Origin of the sequence: Tabrizicola aquatica (genome assembly GCF_002900975.1) — a bacterium.
In the GTDB taxonomy this organism is placed as follows: Bacteria; Pseudomonadota; Alphaproteobacteria; order Rhodobacterales; family Rhodobacteraceae; genus Tabrizicola; species Tabrizicola aquatica.
Map to the genome: position 1 here is coordinate 214402 of NZ_PJON01000001.1, position 21728 is coordinate 236129.

Annotated in this window: 21 protein-coding genes; 16 read left to right on the plus strand and 5 right to left on the minus strand. The window is 67.2% G+C overall.

Annotated elements, in window-relative coordinates; all coding sequences use genetic code 11:
* Positions 1-44 precede the first annotated feature (44 nt).
* Positions 45-647, plus strand: a complete 603-nt coding sequence (locus tag CXR42_RS01035; protein WP_103255661.1) for a superoxide dismutase — start codon at positions 45-47, stop codon at positions 645-647.
* Between the two features lie 69 nt (positions 648-716).
* Here the strand turns inward: CXR42_RS01035 and CXR42_RS01040 are convergent, their stop codons facing one another.
* On the minus strand, positions 717-1271 hold the full coding sequence (locus CXR42_RS01040) for an LOG family protein (RefSeq protein ID WP_103255662.1): 555 nt from the start codon (positions 1269-1271) through the stop codon (positions 717-719).
* 96 nt (positions 1272-1367) lie between these two features.
* On the opposite strand from CXR42_RS01040, the gene CXR42_RS19640 reads away from it, so the two are divergent.
* Complete coding sequence (locus CXR42_RS19640; RefSeq protein ID WP_245875314.1) at positions 1368-2738, plus strand: LysM peptidoglycan-binding domain-containing protein; 1371 nt, start codon at positions 1368-1370, stop codon at positions 2736-2738.
* Here the strand turns inward: CXR42_RS19640 and CXR42_RS01050 are convergent.
* Complete coding sequence (locus CXR42_RS01050) at positions 2699-3055, minus strand: ArsR/SmtB family transcription factor (RefSeq protein WP_103255663.1); 357 nt, start codon at positions 3053-3055, stop codon at positions 2699-2701. The genes CXR42_RS19640 and CXR42_RS01050 overlap by 40 nt on opposite strands.
* 80 nt (positions 3056-3135) lie before the next feature.
* Here CXR42_RS01050 and CXR42_RS01055 point away from each other — a divergent pair, with 80 nt between their 5' ends.
* The 5 genes from CXR42_RS01055 to der all read left to right on the plus strand — a co-directional run bounded on the left by CXR42_RS01055 (position 3136) and on the right by der (position 12119).
* Positions 3136-4986: an ABCB family ABC transporter ATP-binding protein/permease gene (locus tag CXR42_RS01055; RefSeq protein ID WP_103256964.1), complete on the plus strand. Its 1851-nt coding sequence runs from the start codon at positions 3136-3138 to the stop codon at positions 4984-4986.
* Positions 4987-5108: 122 nt separating this feature from the next.
* Entirely contained in the window at positions 5109-8471 is a 3363-nt protein-coding gene (locus CXR42_RS01060; protein ID WP_103255664.1) for a caspase family protein, read from the plus strand.
* Positions 8472-8559: 88 nt separating this feature from the next.
* Complete coding sequence (locus CXR42_RS01065; protein WP_103255665.1) at positions 8560-9216, plus strand: hypothetical protein; 657 nt, start codon at positions 8560-8562, stop codon at positions 9214-9216.
* Positions 9217-9257: 41 nt separating this feature from the next.
* Entirely contained in the window at positions 9258-10601 is a 1344-nt protein-coding gene (locus CXR42_RS01070; RefSeq protein ID WP_103255666.1) for an outer membrane protein assembly factor BamB family protein, read from the plus strand.
* Positions 10602-10649: 48 nt separating this feature from the next.
* Positions 10650-12119 carry a ribosome biogenesis GTPase Der gene (gene der, locus CXR42_RS01075; protein WP_103255667.1) on the plus strand — a complete coding sequence of 490 codons (1470 nt, stop codon included), beginning with the start codon at positions 10650-10652 and terminating at the stop codon, positions 12117-12119.
* 65 nt (positions 12120-12184) lie between these two features.
* Here the strand turns inward: der and CXR42_RS01080 are convergent, their stop codons facing one another.
* Both CXR42_RS01080 and serS read right to left on the minus strand, forming a co-directional pair.
* A complete protein-coding gene (locus CXR42_RS01080) occupies positions 12185-12892 on the minus strand; it encodes a hypothetical protein (RefSeq protein ID WP_103255668.1) in 708 nt (235 codons plus the stop codon).
* Positions 12893-12952: 60 nt separating this feature from the next.
* On the minus strand, positions 12953-14239 hold the full coding sequence (gene serS, locus CXR42_RS01085) for a serine--tRNA ligase (protein ID WP_103255669.1): 1287 nt from the start codon (positions 14237-14239) through the stop codon (positions 12953-12955).
* A 184-nt stretch (positions 14240-14423) separates the two neighbouring features.
* Here serS and yajC point away from each other — a divergent pair, with 184 nt between their 5' ends.
* The 4 genes from yajC to CXR42_RS01105 are packed head-to-tail and all read left to right on the plus strand — an operon-like array spanning position 14424 to position 17777.
* A complete protein-coding gene (gene yajC / locus CXR42_RS01090; RefSeq protein ID WP_103255670.1) occupies positions 14424-14756 on the plus strand; it encodes a preprotein translocase subunit YajC in 333 nt (110 codons plus the stop codon).
* Positions 14757-14760: 4 nt separating this feature from the next.
* Positions 14761-16428, plus strand: a complete 1668-nt coding sequence (secD, locus tag CXR42_RS01095; RefSeq protein ID WP_103255671.1) for a protein translocase subunit SecD — start codon at positions 14761-14763, stop codon at positions 16426-16428.
* Positions 16429-16440: 12 nt separating this feature from the next.
* Positions 16441-17412 (plus strand): protein translocase subunit SecF, encoded by a 972-nt coding sequence (gene secF, locus CXR42_RS01100; RefSeq protein ID WP_103255672.1) that lies wholly within the window; start codon positions 16441-16443, stop codon positions 17410-17412.
* 8 nt (positions 17413-17420) lie between these two features.
* Positions 17421-17777, plus strand: a complete 357-nt coding sequence (locus tag CXR42_RS01105; RefSeq protein WP_103255673.1) for an Mth938-like domain-containing protein — start codon at positions 17421-17423, stop codon at positions 17775-17777.
* A 58-nt stretch (positions 17778-17835) separates the two neighbouring features.
* On the opposite strand, the gene CXR42_RS01110 is transcribed toward CXR42_RS01105, so the two are convergent.
* Positions 17836-18822, minus strand: a complete 987-nt coding sequence (locus CXR42_RS01110) for an aldo/keto reductase (RefSeq protein WP_103255674.1) — start codon at positions 18820-18822, stop codon at positions 17836-17838.
* A gap of 95 nt (positions 18823-18917) precedes the next feature.
* Here CXR42_RS01110 and ccmA point away from each other — a divergent pair, with 95 nt between their 5' ends.
* Genes ccmA through CXR42_RS01135 form a run of 5 tightly spaced genes read left to right on the plus strand, consistent with a single transcriptional unit; the run spans position 18918 to position 21658 of the window.
* Positions 18918-19535, plus strand: coding sequence for a heme ABC exporter ATP-binding protein CcmA (gene ccmA / locus CXR42_RS01115; protein ID WP_103255675.1), 618 nt, complete (start codon positions 18918-18920; stop codon positions 19533-19535).
* On the plus strand, positions 19532-20188 hold the full coding sequence (ccmB, locus tag CXR42_RS01120) for a heme exporter protein CcmB (protein WP_103255676.1): 657 nt from the start codon (positions 19532-19534) through the stop codon (positions 20186-20188). Before ccmA ends, ccmB begins: the two co-directional genes overlap by 4 nt.
* A 54-nt stretch (positions 20189-20242) precedes the next feature.
* Positions 20243-20971, plus strand: coding sequence for a heme ABC transporter permease (locus CXR42_RS01125; protein ID WP_103255677.1), 729 nt, complete (start codon positions 20243-20245; stop codon positions 20969-20971).
* The gene (gene ccmD, locus CXR42_RS01130; protein WP_103255678.1) at positions 20968-21129 is read left to right on the plus strand and encodes a heme exporter protein CcmD; all 162 of its coding nucleotides are present in this window, start codon (positions 20968-20970) and stop codon (positions 21127-21129) included. The genes CXR42_RS01125 and ccmD overlap by 4 nt, the downstream gene beginning before the upstream one ends.
* On the plus strand, positions 21122-21658 hold the full coding sequence (locus CXR42_RS01135; RefSeq protein ID WP_245875315.1) for a DsbE family thiol:disulfide interchange protein: 537 nt from the start codon (positions 21122-21124) through the stop codon (positions 21656-21658). Before ccmD ends, CXR42_RS01135 begins: the two co-directional genes overlap by 8 nt.
* Positions 21659-21728 lie beyond the last annotated feature (70 nt).

The window sequence follows — 21728 nt, forward strand, 5'->3', positions numbered from 1 at the left end:
CCACTTATTCGGGGTAACCATCCCTTAACGCGAGGAGCGATCCCATGGCCTTCACCCTTCCCGACCTTCCCTATGCGCACGACGCGCTGGCCCCGCTTGGCATGTCGAAAGAGACGTTGGAGTATCACCACGACCTGCACCACAAGGCCTATGTCGACAACGGCAACAAGCTGATTGCCGGCACCGAGTGGGAGAACAAGTCCGTCGAAGAGATCATCAAGGGCACCTACCAGGCTGGCGCCGTGGCGCAGAACGGCATCTTCAACAATGCCTCGCAGCACTGGAACCACAACATGTTCTGGACCTGGATGGCCCCGGGCGAGAACAAGGGCATGCCCGGCGCGCTGGAAAAGGCGCTGACCGAAAGCTTCGGCTCGGTCCAGAAGTTCAAGGACGACTTCTCGGCCGCCGGTGCGGGCCAGTTCGGGTCGGGCTGGGCCTGGCTGGTCAAGGACAAGGACGGCAGCCTCAAGGTCACCAAGACCGAGAATGGCGTGAACCCGCTGTGCTTTGGCCAGACCGCGCTGCTGGGCTGCGACGTGTGGGAGCATTCCTATTACATCGACTTCCGCAACAAGCGTCCGGCCTATCTGACCAACTTCCTGGAAAAGCTGGTGAACTGGGAAGCGGTCTCTGCCGGTCTTTAAGGCAAGCGTCAGACCCAAAGGGCCCGTGGAGCGATCCACGGGCCTTTTTCATTGGGCCCCGGATCAGGGCTAGCCGGGCAGGGCACCGGCAAGGGCGGCGTTCAGCGCGGGGACATCCGACACGGTCTGGAACAGGTCGCGCAGCGTCGGGGCGGCGAAGCCTTCGGCGATGACATGGTCCAGAAGGCGCAGCAGCGGCTGCCAGTAGCCCTGAACATCCAGCAGCAGGATCGGCTTGCCGTGCAGCCCGATCTGCGCCCAGGTCAGCACCTCGAAGAATTCGTCCAGCGACCCGGCGCCCCCCGGCAGCACCACAACGGCGTCCGAGTTCATGAACATGACCTTCTTGCGCTCGTGCATGTCCTCGGTGACGATGGTCTGGGTCATGTCGCGCGGGGCGCGCTCGCGGCCCAGAAGATGCACCGGGATCACCCCAAGCATGGCCGCCCCATCGGCCTGGGCCGCAGCAGCGACCTCGCCCATGATGCCGATATCCCCTGCGCCATAGACCAGACGCCAGCCGTTCCGGGCGATCATCGCCCCGGTCTGACGCGCCGCCTCGACATAGGCCGGGCGCGCGCCGGGACGCGAGCCACAGAAGACGCAGATCGAGGGCTTGGTCATGTCCGGGCCTGAAAACGGTTGCGCTGTGGTCAGATATAGAGATTCCTGAGTTCAAGGAAAGACGCCGGGGGGAAGTGGATGTCGGCATGGCAAAGGATGTCACCGGGAAGCAGGGCGCTGGTCCTGGGTGGGGCCGGTCTGCTTCTGGCTGGGACGGCCTATCTGGGCTGGCAAGTCTTGCGCCCTGTGCCCGAAGCCGCCGCCCCGGTAGAAGTCGCGGCCGAAGCGACGAGCGAAGCGCCCGCGCCGGCACCTTCCGCTGATCCGACGCCCGCACCGGCCCTGGCCCTGCCCAAGATCGATGTCTGGCGCGTCGCCCCGGATGGGGGCGCGGTCGTTTCGGGTCTGGCGGCCGCCGGGGCGCGGGTCGAGGTGCTGGTTGACGGATTGTCCGTCGCCGCGGGCGAGGCGGCGGCCTCGGGCGAATTCGCGCTGGTGTTCACGCTGCCGCCCAATCCGCAGCCCAGCCTGCTTTGGGTCTCGATGACCCCGGCCGGGGGTGAGACCGTAGCGTCGGCCGAGATGGTCGCGCTGGGGCCGATCACTGGCCCCGAGGCCCCGGCCGAACCGGCCGCTGCCCAATTGCCCGAGCTTGCCGCGGACGAGCCCGTCGCCCCGCAGCCGGATGCCGCGCCCGAGGCGCCGCCCGCGTTGCTGCTGTCGGATGCCGGGGCCGTGGTGCTGCAGGAACCCGACGCGCCAAGCGTGGCGCGGGACAATGTGATGATCGACACGATCACCTACACGCCGGCCGGCGGCGTGCAGGTTGGCGGACGTGCCGGAGCGGGGACGGCCCTGCGCATCTATCTGGACAACCAGCTGAAGGCCGAGCTTTCCGCGCCCGCCTCGGGGCTTTGGCTGACCGACCTGCCCGACACCGCGCCGGGGATCTATACCCTGCGCGTGGATCAGCTGGATGCCGAGGGCAAGGTCGTCTCGCGGTTCGAGACCCCCTTCAAGCGCGAGACGCTGGAGGCCCTGGCCGCAGTGACCACAGCGCCCGAAGCCCCGGCCGCCCAGGATACCCCCGACGTGCCGCCCGAGGCCCCGGTGACGGCCGAAGCGACGCCCGAAGCGGCGACGACCGCCCCCGCCGCCGAGGCGCCCGTCGCCGCCGCGCCCGCCGCTGACGCTGTCCCCGACGCGACGCCCGACACGGCCCCCGACACGGCCATCACAGAAGCGCCGGCACCCGAGGCGGTCCCGGAAGCCGTCGCGGAAGCAGCACCCGCCGCCCCCGTCCAACCGGCCGACGCCGCCCCTGCCGCTACCGCACCAGCCGCTGCCGGCTTTGTCACCGTGACGGTGCAGCCCGGCTTCACCCTCTGGGGCATTGCGCAGGAACGCTATGGCGACGGGGTGATGTATGTGCAGGTGTTTGAAGCCAACCGCGACAAGATCAGGGACCCGAACCTGATCTATCCCGGTCAGGTCTTCTCGGTCCCGGGCGAGGCGACTTCGCCCTGACGGTGGCTGCAGGCGGCCAGCACTTCGGGATGATCGCAGCAGCAGTCGTTCAGAAGATACGAGATCGTCCGTCCCAGCCCGGTGGTATCGACGCTGTAGATGACATTGCGCGCGGCGCGGCGGGACCGGATCAACCCGGCCTGCTCCAGCGCGGCAAGGTGGAACGACAGCCGTGGCGCGGCCAGACCCAGGGCCTGCGCGATCTCGCCCGCGGGCAGGCCGGTCTCGCCCAGCGGGACGAGCAGCCGGATCAGGTCCAGCCGCGTCTCGTGCGCCAGGGCGGAGAGGGTGGCCGCGAGGGCTTTACTTCGGTCCATGGTTCAACTATTCAAGAACGGTTGAAATGACCATAACCGAACCGGGCCGTCCCCGCAATGGCCGGGCAGGAAAGACGAACATGCGCCGCATCACCGCCAAAGCCACCTCTGCCGACCAGGGCAGCGCCTCTGTTTCCGGGTGGCACACCCTGCGCCGGGTCGCCCCCTATCTTTGGCCCGAAGGCCAGGCCTGGGTGAAGCGCCGCGTGATCGGGGCCCTGATCTTCCTGGTAATGGCCAAGCTGGTCTCGGTCTCTACCCCCTGGGTCTACAAGCTGGCGGTGGACAGCCTGGCGGGCGAGGGGCCGGACACCGGCATGATCCTGGGCCTGGGCGCCGTGGGCCTGGTCGTGGCCTATGGCCTGGCACGCCTTGGCGCCATCGTCTTTGGCGAATTGCGCGATGCGGTCTTTGTCCGCGTCGGCCAGCGCGCGATCCGGCGGCTGGCGATCGAGACCTTCACCCACATCCACCGGCTGTCCCTGCGCTATCACATCACCCGCAAGACCGGGGGACTTAGCCGCATCATCGAGCGCGGGGTGAAGGGCGTCGACTTCCTGCTGCGCTTCATGCTGCTGTCCATCGGGCCGCTGATCCTGGAACTGACCATGGTCGCGACGATCTTCGCCCTGGTCTTTGGCTGGCAGTATGCCGCCGTCGTGGTCATCACCATCGGGCTTTACGTCTGGTTCACCTTCAAGGTCACCGAATGGCGCGTGAAGCTGCGGCGCGAGATGAACGACCAGGATACCGACGCCAACCAGAAGGCGATCGACAGCCTGCTAAATTTCGAAACCGTCAAGTATTTCAACGCCGAACTGCGTGAGGCCGACCGCTATGACGGCGCGATGCGGCAGTATGAAACGGCGGCAGTCAAGACCGGTCTGTCGCTCTCGTTCCTGAACGTGGGCCAGGCGGCGCTGATCACCACCGGCCTTGTCATCGTCATGGCGATGAGCGCGCTTGGCGTCCGGGCCGGCACCCTGACCGTGGGCGATTTCGTCATGGTCAACGCCTACATGATCCAGATCACCATGCCCCTCAACTTCCTTGGCACCGTCTACCGCGAGATCCGGCAGGCGCTGGTCGACATGGGCGAGATGTTCGGCCTTCTGGGCCAGCCGGCCGAAGTGACCGACGCCCCCGACGCCCGCCCGCTGGACGTGCGCGGCGGCGAGATCACCTTCACCGACGTCCATTTCCGCTATGAGGCCGAGCGCGAGATCCTGAAAGGCATCAGCTTCCGCGTCGCCCCGGGTGAACGGGTGGCGCTGGTCGGCACCTCTGGCTCGGGCAAGTCGACCATCGGGCGGCTTTTGTTCCGCTTCTATGACATCCAGGACGGCGCGATCCGCATCGACGGGCAGGACATCCGCCAGGTGACGCAGGACAGCCTGCACCAGGCCATCGGCGTCGTGCCGCAGGATACGGTCCTGTTCAACGACACGATCCTGTACAACATCGCCTACGGCCGGGCCGGCGCCAGCCGCGAGGACATCGAGGCGGCGGCGAAGGCCGCGAAGATCCACGACTTTGTCCAGCGCCTGCCGCAGGGCTATGACACGGTGGTGGGCGAGCGCGGGCTGAAACTCTCGGGCGGCGAAAAGCAGCGCGTGGGTATTGCCCGGACCCTGCTGAAGAACCCGCTGATCCTGATTCTGGACGAGGCGACCAGCGCGCTGGACACCCAGACCGAACGCTCGATCCAGGAAAGCTTGCGCGAGATGGGCGAGGGGCGCAGCGTGATCACCATCGCGCACCGCCTGTCGACCATCGCGGACGCTGACCAGATCATCGTGCTGGAGGATGGCCGCATTCTGGAACAGGGCCGCCATGAAGAGCTGCTGTCCCGCCGCGGCCGCTATGCCCAGATGTGGGAACGCCAGTCGGCCGAGGAAGAGGCAGAACCCGCCGCGGGCGAAGCCGCCTGATCGCGGCCCCGTGACACGATGCCGTGACACGACGCCGTGACTGGGCGCCGGATGACGGGGTTTTTCCTTTGACCATCCGGTCAGGCTTGCTCATGCTCCGCCCAAGTTGAAGGGGGCGGCCGATGATGCGGCGGGTGGGTCTGGCGGTGATGCTGTGGCTGGGGCTGGTGACAGCCGCCCTGGCGGAACGCCGCGTGGCGCTGATTCTGGTGGTGGACGACTACCAGTCGATCCGGCCGCTTGCGAACCCCGCCAATGACGCCCGTGCGATGGAAGACCTGCTGGAGAAGCTGGACTTTGAGGTCTTTGTCGAAACCAACCGCGACCTGCGCCGGATGCGCCGCGCGCTGGAGGATTTCCAGGCCGATGCCGCCGGGGCGGATGTGGCGCTGATGTTCTTCGCCGGGCATGGGGTGGCGATCGACGGGGTCAACTACCTTCTGCCCACCGACACTGATGCCTCCTCGCCCGAGCGCCTTGCCGCCACCGCCCTGCCGCTGGCCGAAGCGCAGGCCGCGCTTCAGGCGGTGGCGCCGGTCGCTATCATGCTGCTGGACGCCTGCCGTGACGATCCCTTTGCCGGCGGCGGGACCGAGGGCCGGGGTGCCGCCGCGCTGGAGGATGACCCGCCCGTCATCGCCGCCGGCCAGCCCGCGCCGGGCCTGGGGCGCATGGGGCGGGCGGACGGTGTCCTATTCGCCTTTGCCGCAGCCCCGAACGAAACCGCCTCCGACGGGGAGGAGGGGAATTCTCCCTTCACCGCCGCGCTGGTGCGCCACCTTGGCACGGCAGGGGTGGAATTGCGCACGGCCCTGACCCTGGTGCAGCAGGACGTCTATGACCGCAGCCGGGGCAAGCAACTGCCCTATATCGAAAGCGGTCTGCCGGAACTGGTGTTCATCACCGGCCAGGGCGCGCTCCCGGAACGCGACCAGCTTCTGATCGCCATGGCCGACCTGACCCCCGACCTGCGCGCCGAGGTCGAGGGGCTGGCCGCCGAGCGTAACCTGCCGCTTGCCCCGCTGTATGCGGCCCTTCTCTCCGCCGACCTTGACCGTCAATCGCCCGAGGAACGCGCCCGCCTGCTTCTGGAAGCGGCGCAGTCCTATGAAAGCTTCCAGTCCGAGTTGCAGAAGTTCCAGTCCGACGATCCCCGCGTCGCCGCCCTGCGCGCCCAGGCGGACGAATCCCTGACGCTGGGTGCCTTCGACACCGCCCGCGCCCTGCTGACCGAGGCCGCCGAGATCGACGCCACCGCCCGCACCTCGATCCAGGCGACTTACCTGTCGCGCACGTTGTCCGAGGCCGCGACCCACATGCTGAACGCCAGCGCCGCCCGCACCGACCTGCGCTATGACCTTGCGATCTCGGATATCGGCAAGGCCGTCGCGCTTTATGCCGAGGTGCAGGACCAGGATCTGGACCGCGAGACGCAGTTCAACTACGTGTTCGCGCTGTCCGATCTGGGCGAGTTGCAGCTTGTCGCCGGCAACACGCAAGGTGCGCTGGATGCCTTCACCCGGCGCAGCGAATTTGTGCAGGCCCGGGTCGAGGCGGACCCAACCGATGTGGAATGGGTGCGCGAGCTGATCTGGTCTCTGACCAGCGTCGGCAACGTCCTGCAACAGCAGGGCTTCCTGCGCGAGGCCGAGGCCGCCTATTCCAGCGCGCTGGAATTCTCGCAATGGCAGGCCGACCAGTTGCCCGACGACCTGGACCTGATGCGCGACCGCCAGGTGGCGCGCAACAAGGTCGGCGAGATCCGCTTTGCCCGCAACGACTTTGCCGGCGCGCTGGCCGCCCACCGCGAGGCGCTGGCGCTGGCCGAGGCGTTGCTGGCGATGATGCCCGACAACGTGACTTACCGCCGTGACATCTCGTTCACCCAGGAACGGTTGGGCGATGTGTTGGTGGCAATGGGCGACAAGCTGGCCGCGCGTGAGGCCTTCCGCATCTCGCTTGAGGTGACCGAGGCGCTGGCGGCCGAGTTTCCGGGCGATGAGGAAATCCGCCGCGACCTTTCCGTCAGCTACGAACGGGTCGGCGATACGCTGGTCGATGACGGCGATTATGACGGGGGCCTGGACAGCTATGCCAAGGCCCTGGCGATCCGCGAGGAACTGGCCGCGCTTGACCCCGACAACACCCTGCGCCAGCGCGACCTTGCCGTGACCTTCGAGCGGATCGGCGACATCAACAACCGGCGCGGCGACCAGGATTCGGCGCTGCTGGCGCATCAGGCGGCCCTGGGCATCCGGGAACGACTGGGGGCACTGGACCCGACCAACATGCTTTGGCAACGCGACCTGTCGGTCAGCCATGAACGGCTGGGGGATATCTATTTCGACCAGTTCGACATGGTGGCGGCGATGGCGGCGCAGGAACGGTCGCTGGAGTTGCGCCAGGGAATCGTGGCGCTGGACCCCGAGAACCTGCCGCGTCAGCGTGACCTGGGCATCGCGCTGGAAAAGATCGCCGACCTGCGCGAGGCGATGGGCGACCTTGACGGCGCGCTGACTGCCCAGGACGAGACATTGCGCCTGCGCCAATCCATGGTGGCGGCCGATCCCTCGGTCTCGCAATACCAGCGCGATCTTGGCTTTTCGCTGCTGAAGATGGGCGCGCTGCACCTGGCGCGGGGCGATGCGGCCACGGCCGAACCCTTTCTGACCGAAGCCGTGACCCTGCGCAGGCAACTTGCCGGGGCCGCGCCGGACTCGCTTTTCGCGCTTTTCGATCTGGCGGTGGCCGAGAACCGCCTTAGCCAGACCCTGCTGGACCTTGGCCGCACCAGCGAGGCGCTGGTGGTCGCCCAAGGCGCGCTGGCGACGGCGGACCGGCTGATTCAGCTTGCCCCGGACGAGCCCGACCATATCCACAATCGGCTGGTCACGCTGAACCGGCTGGGCGATGCGCAGCAAGCCCTGGGCGACGCGCGGGCGGCCGTCGCCAGTTTCCGCGACATGGCCACGATGGGCAGCCGGCTTCTGGACATCAACGACCGCGACCACACCTATGCCGCCGACCTTGCCGTCGCGCTGGAGCGGTTGGGCGGCGCGCAGGAACTGGCCGCGGACCTGCCGGGCGCTCTGAAAAGCCACCGCGAAAGCCTGGCCTTGCGCGAATGGCTGGTCGGCCAGGACGGGACGAACCCGGATTGGTATCGCAACCTTGCCATCAGCTATGAACGCATCGCCGGGGTCCTGGCGCAAACCGGCGACACTCAGACCGCCCTGTCGCACCAGCAGGCCAGTCTCGCGATGATGCGGGATCTTGCGACCTCTTACCCGGATGATCCCTGGTATCGCCTGGACCTTGTCCGCGCGCTGGACCTGACGGCCGTCCTCATGCCCGAGGCCCGGGCCGAGAACCAGGAGGCGCTGGCGATCCTGGAAGAGATGCAGGCCACCGGCACGCTGCCGCCGGGCTATGAGGACTGGATCACCGGTTTCCGCCGCAAGCTGGGCCTGCCCACGGAATTCTGACCGCCGCTCCGGGTGGGGCAGGGCTTGGCAACCCTTGGACTTTCCCTGTAAGACGACAGGGACACAAGGCGAAGGCAAGGGGCGAGGCGTGAGCAATCCGGACAGCTTCATCGAGGAAGTCACCGAAGAGGTCCGTCGCGACCGGCTTTTCGGTCTCTTCCGCAAATATGGCTGGATCGGGGTGCTGGTCGTGGTGGCCATCGTCGCCGGTGCCGCCTGGAACGAATGGTCCAAGTCCCGCGCCGAAGCCCGGGCCGAGGCATTCGGCGATGCGCTGATCGACGCGCTGGACCAGGGCACGCCCGACGAACGCCGCGCCGCGTTGGAGGCGATCTCGGTCGATGGCCAGCAGGGCGCGATCCTGCAGCTGATTCTCGCCTCGGACCCGCAGGCCGACCGTGCTGCCACCCTGGCCGCGCTGGAGCGCCTTGCCGCCGATGCGACGCTGCCCGCCAGCTACCGCGATCTTGCTGTCCTGCGCCGGGTGACCGTCGCCGGGGCCGAGATGCCGCTGGCCGACCGCCGCACCGCGCTGCAAGGCATCGCCACGCCGGGCCGGCCCTATCGCACCCTGGCCGAGGAACAACTCGCCTATCTGCTAATCGAGGAAGGCCAGCGCGATGCGGCCATCGCGGCATTGCAGGCCTTGATGCAGGACCAGAAAAGCTCGGGCGCGCTGCGGGCGCGGGCCGGGCAGGTGATTACGGCGCTGGGCGGTACGCTGCCCGAAACCACGTCCGGCTAAGGGGCGGCAGGCGCAATGGAAGGAAGCTTCGGGTGGCTGGCATGACGATCAGGCTGATGACAAGCGCGGCCCTACTGGCGCTGCTGGCGGCCTGCGGCCAGAAGGAAGTGATCCTGCAAGGTGAACGCTTCCCGATCCGCGCCGATCTTGACGCCTCGGTTCCGGTCGAGGGCGAGCCCGCCCCCACCGCACCGGAAGAGGCCGCAAATCTCAGCCAGCCCATCGCGCTGCCCGGGCAGTCGAACACCGGCGAATGGACGCATCGCGGCGGCAATGCCCGCCACCTGATGCCGCATTCCGCCCTGTCCCCCGCCCCGCAGCGGGTGTGGAGCGCCAGCATCGGTGCCGGATCCAGCCGCAAGAATCGGGTCTCGGCCGCGCCGGTCGTTTCGGAAGGGCGGGTGTTCACGATGGACGCAGGCTCGACCGTCATGGCGACCTCGACCGGGGGCGGGGCGCTTTGGTCGGCCGACCTGACCGCGACCTTCGACGCGGGCGGCGGTATCTCCGGCGGCGGCCTTGCGGTCGGGGGCGAGCGTCTGTTTGCCGCCACCACCTATGGTGAGGTTGTGGCCCTGGATGCCGGTTCCGGCCAGGTGCTCTGGCGCCAGCGCGTTGACGCGCCCGTCACCGGCGCGCCGGCGACTGATGGCAGCATGGTCTATGTCAGCGCCAAGGACGGCTCGGCCTGGGCGATCGATGCGGCGACCGGCAAGGTCGCGTGGCAGGTGATCGGCACGCCGGGCGCTACGGGTTATGTCGGAACGGCGGCGCCAACCGTTGGCGATCGCGCGGTGGTGTTCCCCTCCTCCGGGGGCGATCTGATGGCGGTCCTCAAGATCGGCGGCGGGACCAAGGTCTGGCAGAAATCCCTTGCAGGCAAACGGCTTGGTGCGGCCTATGCCCTGACACCCGAGGTGACCGCCGACGCGGTGATCGATGGCGGGGTCATCTATGCCGGCACCGGTTCGGGCCGGACGGTGGCGATGTCCGCCTCCTCGGGCGAGCGGATCTGGTCGGCGGGCGAAGGTGCCCTTGGCCCCGTCGCCGTGGCCGGCGGCTCGCTTTTCCTGGTCAACGACCAGGCCGAACTCGTGCGCCTGGATGCCGAGACGGGCGAGGTGATCTGGGCCGTCCCGATGCCCTATTTCACCAACGAAAAGATCAAGCGCCGCAAGGGGATCTACGCCCATTACGGGCCGGTCCTGGCGGGCGGGCGGGTGATGGTCGTCTCCTCCGACGGCCTGCTGCGCGCCTTCGATCCGACGGATGGCAGCCTGACCCATACCACCGAAATCCCCGGTGGCGCCGCGACACAGCCCGCAGTGGCGGGGGGGACGCTGTATGTCGTGGGCGGCAACGGGCAACTTCACGCTTTCCGCTAGGCGCGTTGCCGTGTATGGCAGGCGCTTCGCCAAGCCTGGACGCATGACATGACCTTCACGCTCGCCATCGTGGGCCGCCCCAATGTGGGCAAGTCGACGCTCTTCAACCGACTCGTCGGCCGCAAGCTGGCGCTGGTCGACGACCAGCCCGGCGTGACCCGCGACCTGCGCGAGGGGGACGCCAAGCTGTTCGACCTCCGCTTCACGGTGATCGACACCGCGGGGCTCGAGGAGGTGACCGACGATTCCCTCCAGGGTCGGATGCGCCGCCTGACCGAACGCGCCGTCGACATGGCCGATGTCTGCCTGTTCCTGATCGACGGCCGCGTTGGCGTGACGCCGACGGACGAGGTCTTCGCCGACATCCTGCGCAAGAAGGCCGCACGCGTCCTGCTTGGCGTGAACAAGGCCGAAGGCAAAGCCGGTGACTCGGGCGCGCTGGAAGCCTATTCCCTGGGCCTGGGCGAGCCGATCCGCCTGTCCGCCGAACATGGCGAGGGGATCGACGACCTTTACAACGCGCTCAAGCCGTTTGAGGAAGAATTCGCCCCCCGCGAAGCCGAGATGCTGCCGGAAACCGACCTCGACCTTAGCGAAGAGGACGCCGAGCTTGAGGTGGACGAGAACGCCCACCGCCCGACGGCGCTGAAACCCTTGCAGATCGCCGTCATCGGCCGCCCGAACGCCGGCAAGTCCACCCTGATCAACAAGATCCTTGGCACCGACCGGATGCTGACCGGACCCGAGGCCGGGATCACCCGCGACGCCATCTCGGTCCGGGCGGAATGGCAGGGCACCCCGATCCGCATCTGGGACACCGCCGGCATGCGCAAGAAGGCCAAGGTGGTCGAGAAGCTGGAAAAGCTCTCGGTTGCCGACGGCCTCCGCGCCGTGCGCTTTGCCGAGGTCGTCGTCGTCCTTCTTGACGTGGAAATCCCCTTCGAGGTGCAGGACCTCCGCATCGCCGACTTCGCCGAGACCGAAGGCCGCGCGGTAGTGGTTGCGGTCAACAAATGGGATCTTGAGGACGAAAAGCAGGAAAAGCTGGCCGAGCTGAAGGAGATGTTCGAACGCCTCTTGCCGCAGCTGCGCGGCGCGCCGTTGGTGACGGTGTCGGCCAAGACGGGCAGGGGCCTTGACCGGCTGCATGACGCGATCCGGAAGGCGCATGACGTCTGGAACCGCCGCATCCCGACGGCCAAACTGAACACCTGGCTGGGGGCCATGACCGAAGCGCACCCGCCGCCGGCCCCCGGCGGCCACCGGATCAAGCTGCGCTACATGACCCAGGCCAAGACCCGGCCGCCCGGCTTCATGATCAAATGCTCGCGCCCCGACGAACTGCCGGAAAGCTACAAGCGCTATCTGGTCAATGGCTTGCGCGACCACTTCGACATGCCGGGCACGCCGATCCGGCTGTTCCTGCGCAGCCAGGGCGACCAGAACCCGTGGAAGGAACGCAAGTTCCACACGCCGTCGCGGCTGCGCAAGCACAAGGAAAAGAACACCGGGCAGTAGGCGGTACCCAAGAATTTTAGGTAAAATTCTTGTAAAATTCCTTACTTAAGGAATTTGGCCCCGTGTCAGCCCTTGCGCCAGGTCCAGGCCAGCGCGGCCAGCATCACCACCGCGCCCGCCGCAGCCGCCCCGGCCACCAGCAGATTGTCGCCCAGGTTGACCACGATCACGCCCACCAGGGCCCAGACCACGGTCAGCCCGTAGACCGGCATCCGCGGCTTGCGGGCCTGCACCACCAGCGCGATGACCAGGACCAGCGCCAGCATCGCCAGGGCCGACCCGTTGTTCGACAGCAGGCCATGGCCCGCGATCAGCACGCCGGTCGACACCGCCGCCGCTGCCGTCAGCCAGCCCGCAAAGATCGCCAGCGGGCCCGAGAGCAGCCAGCGATCCGGCTCGGTCGGCGCACGCAGGAAGGCTGCAAGCGCCCCCGCCGCCATGATCCAGATCGTCGCCGTTCCCCAGACAGCACTCTGCCCGGCGATCCACAGCCACACCACCCCCACGACAATCGCAATCGTCAGAGGCAGGCGCGATCCGGTCCAGGCCGGGTGCGCGGGCCGTTGCCACAGCCCGTAGACCGCATGGACGATCAGCCACAGATAGATCACCGACCAGATCGCAAAGGCATAACCCGCAGGCTGGATCGCCGGCCGCCCGATCTGCACCGGGAACAGGGCGGGGTCATAGCCGGTGAAGGGCGGGGTCACCAGCGGCGCAAGGCCGAAGGCGATGGTCGCCAGCAGCAGGATCGTGGCGGGAACGCGGGTCATCACTTACTCCAGAATGGGACAGGCCATGGCAAACGCCAGGCCAGCCTGGGGGTTCCTGCGTCAGACCAGCACGCCGTCTGCCGTGATCCGGGTCTTGCCGCCAAGATAGGGCACCAGCGCCGCCGGCAAGGTGACCGAGCCGTCGGCCTCTTGTCCGTTCTCAAGCACCGCGATCAGGCAGCGCCCCACCGCCAGGCCCGAGCCGTTCAGCGTCGCCACGAACTCCGGCTTGCCGCCCGCAGGACGGTACCGCGCGTTCATCCGCCGCGCCTGGAACTGGCCGCAGGTGGACACGCTGGAAATCTCGCGGAAGGTGTTCTGCCCCGGCAGCCAGACCTCCAGGTCATGCGTCTTTTGCGCGCCGAATCCCATGTCGCCGGTGCAAAGGACGATGGTCCGGTAGGGCAGGCCCAGCCGTTCCAGCACCGCTTCGGCACATTTCGTCATGCGCTCATGCTCCGCCAGCGCGGTCTCGGGCGTGCAGATCGTCACCATCTCGACCTTCTCGAACTGGTGCTGGCGCAGCATCCCCGTCGTGTCCTTGCCCGCGCTGCCCGCCTCGGACCGGAAGCAATGCGTGTGCGCCGTCAGCCGCAGGGGCAGGGCACCCTCGTCGAGGATGTCGCCGGCGACCGAGTTGGTCAGCGTGACCTCCGACGTCGGGATCAGCCACCAGCCGTTGGTGGTCTGATAGCTGTCCTCGGCGAACTTCGGCAGCTGGTTCGTGCCGTACATCGCCTCTTCCTTGACCAGAACCGGAGTCCAGGTCTCGGCCAGCCCATGCTCGCTGGTATGCAGGTCCAGCATGAACTGCGCCAAGGCGCGATGCACCCGCGCCACCGCGCCGCGCAGCACGACGAAGCGGCTCCCCGAAAGCTTTGCGGCCGTCTGGAAGTCCAACCCCCGGGCTGCCGGAATGTCGAAATGCTCCAACGGCTTGAAGTCCATCGCCCGCGGCGTGCCCCAGCGCCGGATCTCGACGTTGCCGCTTTCGTCCGGGCCTTCCGGAACCTCGTCCAGGGGCAGGTTCGCGATCCGCATCAGCGCATCGCGCAGCCGCGCATCCTCGGCTCCCGCCTCTTCGGTAAGGCGCGCGCCCTCGGCCTTTTTATCGGCCACCAGCGCCCGCAAGCGTTCGAACTCGGCATTATCCCCGCGCGCCTTGGCGGCACCCACGTCCTTCGACGCCGCATTCTGCGCAGCGGCTGCCGTCTCGGCCGCCAGGATCTTTGCGCGCCGCGCCTCGTCGATTGCCAGAAGGTCTGCCGACATCGGCGCCAGCCCACGACGCGACAGCGCGGCATCGAACGCTGCGGGATTTTCGCGGATGAAGCGGATGTCGTGCATGGGAAGGCCCTCTGAAAGACTACGCCGGCGCTTATGCCCGATATCGCCGGCCTGGGGAAGGTGCCGCCGGGCCCGCCTTCCCGCGCGGCCCCTCTGGCAATGCCGGCCGAAAGGCCTTACATGACGGCTCAATCAATTTGGGCAGGCCGTTCAAGGGACCGCCCGACCGCAGGAAAGGATGTCCATGTTCGTCTCTCCCGCCTTCGCTCAGGCCGCTGCCGGCCAGCCCTCTGCCGGGGCCGCCTTCGCGCAGTTCCTGCCGATCATCCTGATCTTCGTGATCTTCTACTTCCTGCTGATCCGTCCGCAGCAGAAGAAGATGAAAGAGCATCGCGCCATGGTCGAGGCCCTGCGCCGCGGTGACCAGGTCATCACCTCGGGCGGGATCGTCGGCAAGGTGTCCAAGGTCCAGGAAGACGGGATGATTGAGGTCGAGATCGCCGATGGCGTCAAGGTCAAGGTCGTGCGGCACACGATCACCCAGGTTCTGAACAAGACCGAACCCGCGGCGAGCTGACGCCATGCAAACCGCGTCGCTGTGGAAGCGCGTCCTGATCCTGTTGGTCTGCGGCTGGGGTATCGTCGCCGGCCTGCCCAATCTGTTCTACTCGCGCGTCGAGCAGCACAATGACGCCCTTGCCGCGATCGAGGCGGCCGGCGGCACCGCGACGCCGGAACTGGAAGCGGCCCGCGCCGAATGGCCGGATTTCCTGCCCTCGGCCCTGATGAACCTGGGGCTTGATCTGCGGGGCGGAGCGCACCTTCTGGCCGAGGTCAAGGTCGAGGATGTCTACAAGACCCGGATCGACGCGATGTGGCCCGAGGTGCGGGACGCCCTGCGCGACCTGCGCGAGCAGGTCGGCAATGTCCGCCGCGCCCCATCGCCCGATGGCGTCTTGCGCGCCACGATCGAAAACCCGGAAGGGATGGCCGCGGCGCTTGATGCCGTTCGCGGTCTGGGCGGCAGCGTCGTGACGCTGACCGGGGTCGGCGAAAGCACCATCGACGTGACGGCCGAGGGCAATGACATCGTTGTCCAGCTGTCCGAAGCCGAGAAGCGCGCCACCGACGAACGCACCCTGCAGCAATCGCTTGAAATCATTCGCCGCCGGGTCGACCAGGCCGGCACGCGCGAACCCACGATCCAGCGCCAGGGCGAGGATCGCATCCTGATCCAGGTCCCGGGCATCGGCTCGGCGCAAGAGCTTAAGGATCTGATCGGCACCACCGCCAAGCTGACCTTCAACGCCGTCGTCAGCCGGACCACCGATGCCGGGGCCAACGCCGGCCCGCGCAACCTCCTGCTGCCGTCGATGGACGAAGAGGGGGTCTATTACATCGTCGAGGAAACCCCCGTCGTCTCGGGCGAGGATCTGGTGGATGCCCAGCCTTCTTTCGACCAGAACGGCCAGCCGGCTGTCAGCTTCCGCTTCGATACCACCGGCGCCCGCAAGTTCGGCGACTACACCGCAGCGAACATCGGCGCGCCTTTCGCCATCGTCCTGGACAACGAGGTGATCTCGGCCCCCGTCATCCAAAGCCACATTCCCGGCGGCTCGGGCATAATCACCGGCAGTTTCACGGTCGAGGATTCCACGAACCTTGCCATCCTGCTGCGCGCCGGCGCCCTGCCGGCCGAGATGAATTTCCTGGAAGAACGCACCATCGGCCCGGAACTGGGGCAGGATTCGATCGACGCCGGCAAGATCGCGGCGATCGGCGCCGGCGTGGCGGTGGCCGTCTACATGGTCGCCTCCTACGGGCTGTTCGGGATCTTTGCCAACATCGCCCTGGTCATCAACATGGCGCTGATCTTCGCGGCCCTGTCGGCTGTCGGCGGGACGCTGACCCTTCCGGGCATTGCCGGGATCGTGCTGACCATCGGCATGGCGGTCGACGCAAACGTCCTTGTGTTCGAACGTATCCGCGAGGAGTTGCGCCAGAACAAGAACGCCGCCCGCGCGATCGAACTGGGCTATGAACGCGCGCTCAGCGCAATCATCGACGCGAACATCACCACCTTCATCACCGCCGTGGTGCTGTTCACTGTCGGTGCCGGTCCGGTCCGCGGCTTTGCCATCACGCTGGGAATCGGGATCATCACCTCGGTGTTCACGGCAGTCCTGGTGACACGGGTTCTGGTCGAGCTTTGGTATGGCTGGCGTCGGCCGGCAACCGTCGTCGTGTAAGGGGAACAGACCATGGCCTTCCGTCTTCGCGTCGTCCCGGAAACGACCAACTTCGATTTCTTCCGCGCGCAGTGGCTGACCTTCGGCGGTTCGATGATACTGACCGTCGTGGCCATCGTGGCCTGGATTGCGATGGGCTTGAACTTCGGCATCGACTTCCGCGGCGGCACCACGATCCGCACCGAGGCGACGGAACCCGTCGATGTCGGCGCCTATCGCGACGCCCTCTCTGGTCTGGAACTGGGCGACGTCGCGGTGACCGAGGTGTTCGATCCCAACTTCGCCGATGACCAATATGTCGCGCAGGTCCGTATCGCCCCGCTGGACGGCCAGGAATCCGTTTCGCCGGAGACCATCGCCCAGGTCGAAGAGAACCTGCGCCAGATCTCGCCTTCGATCACCTTCCCCTCGGTCGAATCGGTCGGTCCCAAGGTCTCGGGCGAGCTGATCTGGAAAGCGGTCCTGGCCATGGTCGCGGCGTCGGTCGGGATCATGATCTATATCTGGATGCGCTTCGAATGGCAGTTTGCGATGGGGGCGGTCATCGCCATCGTGCATGACATCTTCATCACCATCGGCATCTTCGCGATCTTCCAGATCAAGTTCGACCTGACCATCGTCGCGGCGCTACTGACCATCCTGGGCTATTCCGTCAACGACACCGTGGTGGTCTTTGATCGGCTGCGCGAGAACCTGTTGAAATACAAGACCATGCCGTTGAAGGACGTCATGAACCTCTCGGTGAACGAAACCCTCAGCCGGACGATCATGACCTCGGGCACCACGCTGATGGCGCTGGGGGCGATGCTGATCTGGGGCGGCGACGTGATCCGTGGCTTTACCTTCGCGATCTTCGTGGGCGTGCTTCTGGGCACCTATTCCTCGGTCTTCGTGGCCAAGAACCTGGTGCTGTTCGTCGGCCTTGACCGCAGCGACAAGCCGAAGAAGTCCGACAAGAACGAATTCGCCAACGTGGACGCCTGAGGCCGCCGATGCGTCTGACCGAAGTCACCTATGGGTCGGCCAAGGCGATCGAGGGCTACGGGCCCGGCTTTTTCCGCGTGGCCGGCCATGTGCTGCGCGGTTCCTGCCTGATCACGCCCTGGGACGCCGGTCCTTGGGGCGGGTTCGACGACACCGCGACGCCCCTGTCGCTGGTCGGCCGGATCGACGTGCTGTTTGTCGGCACCGGCGCGGCCATCGCGCATGTGCCCCCCGCCTTCCGCACCGCGATGGAAGGGCAGGGTGTCGGGGTCGAGGTCATGGCCTCACCCACCGCCGCCCGGACCTATAACGTGCTGCTGGGCGAGGGGCGGCGGGTGGCCGTCGCACTCCTGCCCGTAGACTAGGCGCCAAAATTCTTAAGTAAGAATTTTGTCAAATTCTTTCCTTAAGGAATTTGGCCCCCTACCACGACCCGTGCACATGCGCCTTGATGCGGCGGTCATAAACCTCGCGCGCGGCTTGCATCACCTCGTCCGACAGCGCCGGAAGCCCCGCCGCCGCCGCATTGGCCCGCGCCTGGACCGGCGACTTCGCCCCGGGGATCACCACTGTCACCGCGTCCTCCATCAGGATCCAGCGCAGGCTGAAGGCGGCCATCGTCGCCCCTGCCGGCACCAGCGCGCGCAGCTCCTCTACCGCGTCCAGCGCCACCTCATAGGGCACGCCCGAGAATGTCTCGCCCTTGTCGAACGCTTCGCCGTTGCGGTTGAAGCTGCGGTGATCGTCGGCCGCGAACTGGCTGTCCCTGGTCATCTTGCCGGTCAGAAGGCCCGAGGCCAGCGGCACCCGCGCAATGACCGCCACATTGGCCGCCTTCGCCTCGGCAAAGAACACCTCGGCCGGTTTCATGCGGAACAGGTTGTAGATGATCTGCACCGAGACGACGCGCGGCTGCCGGATCGCCGCGCGGGCTTCCTCCACCGTCTCGACCGAGACGCCGTAATCCGCGATCTTGCCCTTGGCCTTGATCGCCTCCAGCGCCGCAAAGACCTCAGGGTCCAGGAACACCGGCGTCGGCGGGCAGTGCAACTGCACCAGATCCAGCCGCTCCACCCCCAGGTTCTGCAACGAGCGGTCGATGAACCCCTCCAGGTTCGCGCCGTTATAGCCCTCGGCGACATGCGGGTTCAGCCGCCGCCCGGCCTTGGTCGCGACAAAGGGCCGCTCGCCGCCGCGTTCGGCCAGCACTTCGCGGATGATCCGCTCGGACCGGCCGTCGCCATAGACATCCGCCGTGTCGATGAAGGTCATGCCCTCGTCCAGCGCCGCGTGCAGCGTGGCCTTCGCATCCTCGACCGACACCTCGCCCCAGGTGCCGCCGATGGCCCAGGCGCCAAAGCCGATCCGGGTGGTCATGCGGCCGGTCCGGCCAAAGGGAATGCTCTGCATCGTGGGTCTCCTTCTGTCGCGCCAAGACATAGGCCCCGGGGCGGGCCTTGACCATGGCCCTTTTCGCGGGCGCTGCCATCGGCTAGGGCTTGGCCATGGTGATGACGGTGCGCAATCTGGCTGTGGCGCGGGGCGGGGTGACGGTCCTGCAAGGGCTGGATCTTGCCCTGTCGGCAGGCCAGGCGCTGACCCTGCGCGGGCCGAACGGCTCGGGCAAGACCACGCTTCTGCGCACGCTGGCCGGCCTGCAACCTGCCGCCGCCGGAGAGATCGACCTCAACCCCGAGACCGTGGCCTATGCCGCCCATGCCGACGGGCTGAAGTCCACCCTGACGGTGGCCGAGAACCTGGCCTTCTGGTCGGCGATCTACGGCGGCCCATCTATCGACCGGGCCATCGCCGCGATGGACCTGGCCAAGCTGACCCGCCGCCGCGCGGGTGAGCTTTCGGCCGGCCAGAAGCGCCGCCTTGGTCTGGCCCGCCTTCTGGTCACCGGCCGCCCGCTCTGGCTGCTGGACGAACCCACTGTCAGCCTGGACGTGGCCTCGGTCGCGCTTTTCGCCGGTGTCGTCCGTGATCATCTGGCCCAAGGCGGCGCCGCGATCATCGCCACCCATGTCGACCTTGGCCTGCCCGAGGCGACGATCCTCGACCTCGACCCCTTCCGCACCCGCATCCTGGCCCGCGACGGCTTTGACGAGGCCTTTGCATGAGGGCGCTGCTCCTCCGCGACCTTCGGCTGGCCTTCCGCTCGGGCGGCGGCTTCGGGCTGGGCCTTGCCTTCTTCCTGATCCTCGCCATCCTGGTCCCCCTTGGCGTCGGGGCCGAGGGCACGACCCTTGGCCGCATCGCCCCCGGCATCCTCTGGGTCGGCGCGCTCTTGGCTTGCATTCTGTCCCTCGACCGAATCTTCGCGCTGGATCATGAGGACGGCTCGCTTGACCTTCTTGCCACCTCCCCCCTGCCGATGGAGGGCGCTGTCGCCGTCAAGGCCCTGGCGCACTGGTTGGTCACCGGCCTGCCGCTGACGCTGCTGGCACCGGGCCTTGGCGTCCTCTTGAACCTTGCGCCCGCCGGCTATCCCTGGCTTGTCCTCAGCCTGCTGCTTGGCACGCCCACGCTGTCGATGGTCGGCGCCTTCGGGGCTGCTTTGACGGTGGGCCTGCGCCGGGGTGGGCTTCTCCTTAGCCTTCTGGTCCTGCCGCTCTATGTCCCGACCCTGATCTTCGGGGCCGAGGTCGTGCGCCGGGGGGCAGAGGGCATGGCGCTGGCCACCCCGCTTGCGCTTCTGGCCGCGATCAGCCTGGGGGCCGCCGCCCTGCTGCCCTTCGCGGCGGCCGCGGCACTCCGCGTCAATTTGCGCTAGGGCGTCGCGCGATGGTGAGTTGAGAGAAACCGGCGAACAGGATAGGCGAAGCGCATGTCGATCTGGGAATATGCGAACCCGAAAAAGTTCATGGCGACCTCGGCCTGGGCATTGCCTTGGGCGGTGGGCCTGACAGTCGTTTGCCTGGTGGTGGGGCTGGTCTGGGGCTTCTTCTTCACGCCCGACGATTACAAGCAGGGCTCGACCGTCAAGATCATCTACCTGCATGTCCCCGCTGCGATGATGGCGATCAACGCCTGGGTGATGATGCTGGTCGCCTCGCTGATCTGGATCGTCCGCCGCCACCATGTCAGCGCTCTTGCCGCCAAGGCCGCCGCACCGGTGGGACTGACCTTCACCCTGATCGCCCTGGTGACCGGCGCGCTTTGGGGCCAGCCGATGTGGGGCACCTGGTGGGCCTGGGACCCGCGGCTGACCTCGTTCCTGATCCTGACGCTGTTCTATTTCGGCTACATGGCTCTGTGGTCCGCGATCGAGAACCCGGATACCGCGGCCGACCTGACGTCGATCCTCTGCCTGGTGGGATCGGTGTTCGCGCTGCTGTCGCGCTATGCGGTCAACTTCTGGAACCAGGGCCTGCACCAGGGCGCGTCGCTCTCGCTCGACAAGGAAGAGAACGTGTCCGACGTGTTCTGGGTTCCGCTTCTGGTCTGCATCGCGGGCTTCGTCCTTCTGTTCATCACCATGGTCCTCTTGCGCACCCGGACCGAGATCCGGTCGCGCCGCCTGCAGGCCCTGCTGGCGCGCGAGAGGGTGGCATGATGCCGGATCTGGGAAAATACGCGACGGCGGTCCTGGGGTCCTATGCGGCCACGGCGGTGCTGATTGCTGCACTCGTAGGGCTGACCCTCTGGCAGGCGGCGCGGGTCAAGCGCGCGCTGGCCGAGGTCGAGGCAAGGGCGGGGAAATCCGATGGCTAGATGGCTGATGATCCTGCCCCCGGTCCTGTTCGCGGGACTGGCGGGGCTGTTCTACACCGGCATGTACCGCGACAATCCGGGCGAGCTGCGCTCTGTCCTGGTCGGGCGTACGGCTCCGGCGGTGCCGGTGACTGGCCTGCCGGGTATCCCGGTCCTGACCGACGCCGACCTGCGCACGGGTGAGGTGACGGTGGTCAACTTCTGGGCCACCTGGTGCCCGCCCTGCCGGGCCGAGCATCCGGTGCTGCTGGAAATGGCCGCGCGGGGCATCCGGGTGGCCGGGATCAACATGATGGACGACGACCGGAAAGCCGTCGAATACCTGGCCGAGGAGGGGAACCCCTTCCTGGGCGTCGCCACCGATCCGCAGGGGCGCAACCGGGTGGAATGGGGCGTCACCGCCCCGCCCGAGACCTTCATCCTGGCGGGGGACGGGACCGTGTTGTTCCGCTTCGTCGGGCCGTTGGTCGGCACGGATTATGAGACGCGCTTCATCCCGGAACTGGAAAAGGCGCTGGCCGGGGGCTAAGCCTGTCCACAGTGGACAATCCGGGCGAACGCCACGATTTCAAGGGCTTGATCGCGGACGTTCAGCTTTC

Excerpts from the sequence above, each read along its gene's own strand:
- CXR42_RS01035 (WP_103255661.1), top strand. The coding sequence starts at position 45 with ATGGCCTTCACCCTTCCCGACCTTCCCTATGCGCACGACGCGCTGGCC.
- CXR42_RS01040 (WP_103255662.1), bottom strand. The coding sequence starts at position 1,271 with ATGACCAAGCCCTCGATCTGCGTCTTCTGTGGCTCGCGTCCCGGCGCG.
- CXR42_RS19640 (WP_245875314.1), top strand. The coding sequence starts at position 1,368 with ATGTCACCGGGAAGCAGGGCGCTGGTCCTGGGTGGGGCCGGTCTGCTT.
- CXR42_RS01050 (WP_103255663.1), bottom strand. The coding sequence starts at position 3,055 with ATGGACCGAAGTAAAGCCCTCGCGGCCACCCTCTCCGCCCTGGCGCAC.
- CXR42_RS01055 (WP_103256964.1), top strand. The coding sequence starts at position 3,136 with ATGCGCCGCATCACCGCCAAAGCCACCTCTGCCGACCAGGGCAGCGCC.
- CXR42_RS01060 (WP_103255664.1), top strand. The coding sequence starts at position 5,109 with ATGATGCGGCGGGTGGGTCTGGCGGTGATGCTGTGGCTGGGGCTGGTG.
- CXR42_RS01070 (WP_103255666.1), top strand. The coding sequence starts at position 9,258 with ATGACGATCAGGCTGATGACAAGCGCGGCCCTACTGGCGCTGCTGGCG.
- der (WP_103255667.1), top strand. The coding sequence starts at position 10,650 with ATGACCTTCACGCTCGCCATCGTGGGCCGCCCCAATGTGGGCAAGTCG.
- CXR42_RS01080 (WP_103255668.1), bottom strand. The coding sequence starts at position 12,892 with ATGACCCGCGTTCCCGCCACGATCCTGCTGCTGGCGACCATCGCCTTC.
- serS (WP_103255669.1), bottom strand. The coding sequence starts at position 14,239 with ATGCACGACATCCGCTTCATCCGCGAAAATCCCGCAGCGTTCGATGCC.
- yajC (WP_103255670.1), top strand. The coding sequence starts at position 14,424 with ATGTTCGTCTCTCCCGCCTTCGCTCAGGCCGCTGCCGGCCAGCCCTCT.
- secD (WP_103255671.1), top strand. The coding sequence starts at position 14,761 with ATGCAAACCGCGTCGCTGTGGAAGCGCGTCCTGATCCTGTTGGTCTGC.
- secF (WP_103255672.1), top strand. The coding sequence starts at position 16,441 with ATGGCCTTCCGTCTTCGCGTCGTCCCGGAAACGACCAACTTCGATTTC.
- CXR42_RS01105 (WP_103255673.1), top strand. The coding sequence starts at position 17,421 with ATGCGTCTGACCGAAGTCACCTATGGGTCGGCCAAGGCGATCGAGGGC.
- CXR42_RS01110 (WP_103255674.1), bottom strand. The coding sequence starts at position 18,822 with ATGCAGAGCATTCCCTTTGGCCGGACCGGCCGCATGACCACCCGGATC.
- ccmA (WP_103255675.1), top strand. The coding sequence starts at position 18,918 with ATGGTGATGACGGTGCGCAATCTGGCTGTGGCGCGGGGCGGGGTGACG.
- ccmB (WP_103255676.1), top strand. The coding sequence starts at position 19,532 with ATGAGGGCGCTGCTCCTCCGCGACCTTCGGCTGGCCTTCCGCTCGGGC.
- CXR42_RS01125 (WP_103255677.1), top strand. The coding sequence starts at position 20,243 with ATGTCGATCTGGGAATATGCGAACCCGAAAAAGTTCATGGCGACCTCG.
- ccmD (WP_103255678.1), top strand. The coding sequence starts at position 20,968 with ATGATGCCGGATCTGGGAAAATACGCGACGGCGGTCCTGGGGTCCTAT.
- CXR42_RS01135 (WP_245875315.1), top strand. The coding sequence starts at position 21,122 with ATGGCTAGATGGCTGATGATCCTGCCCCCGGTCCTGTTCGCGGGACTG.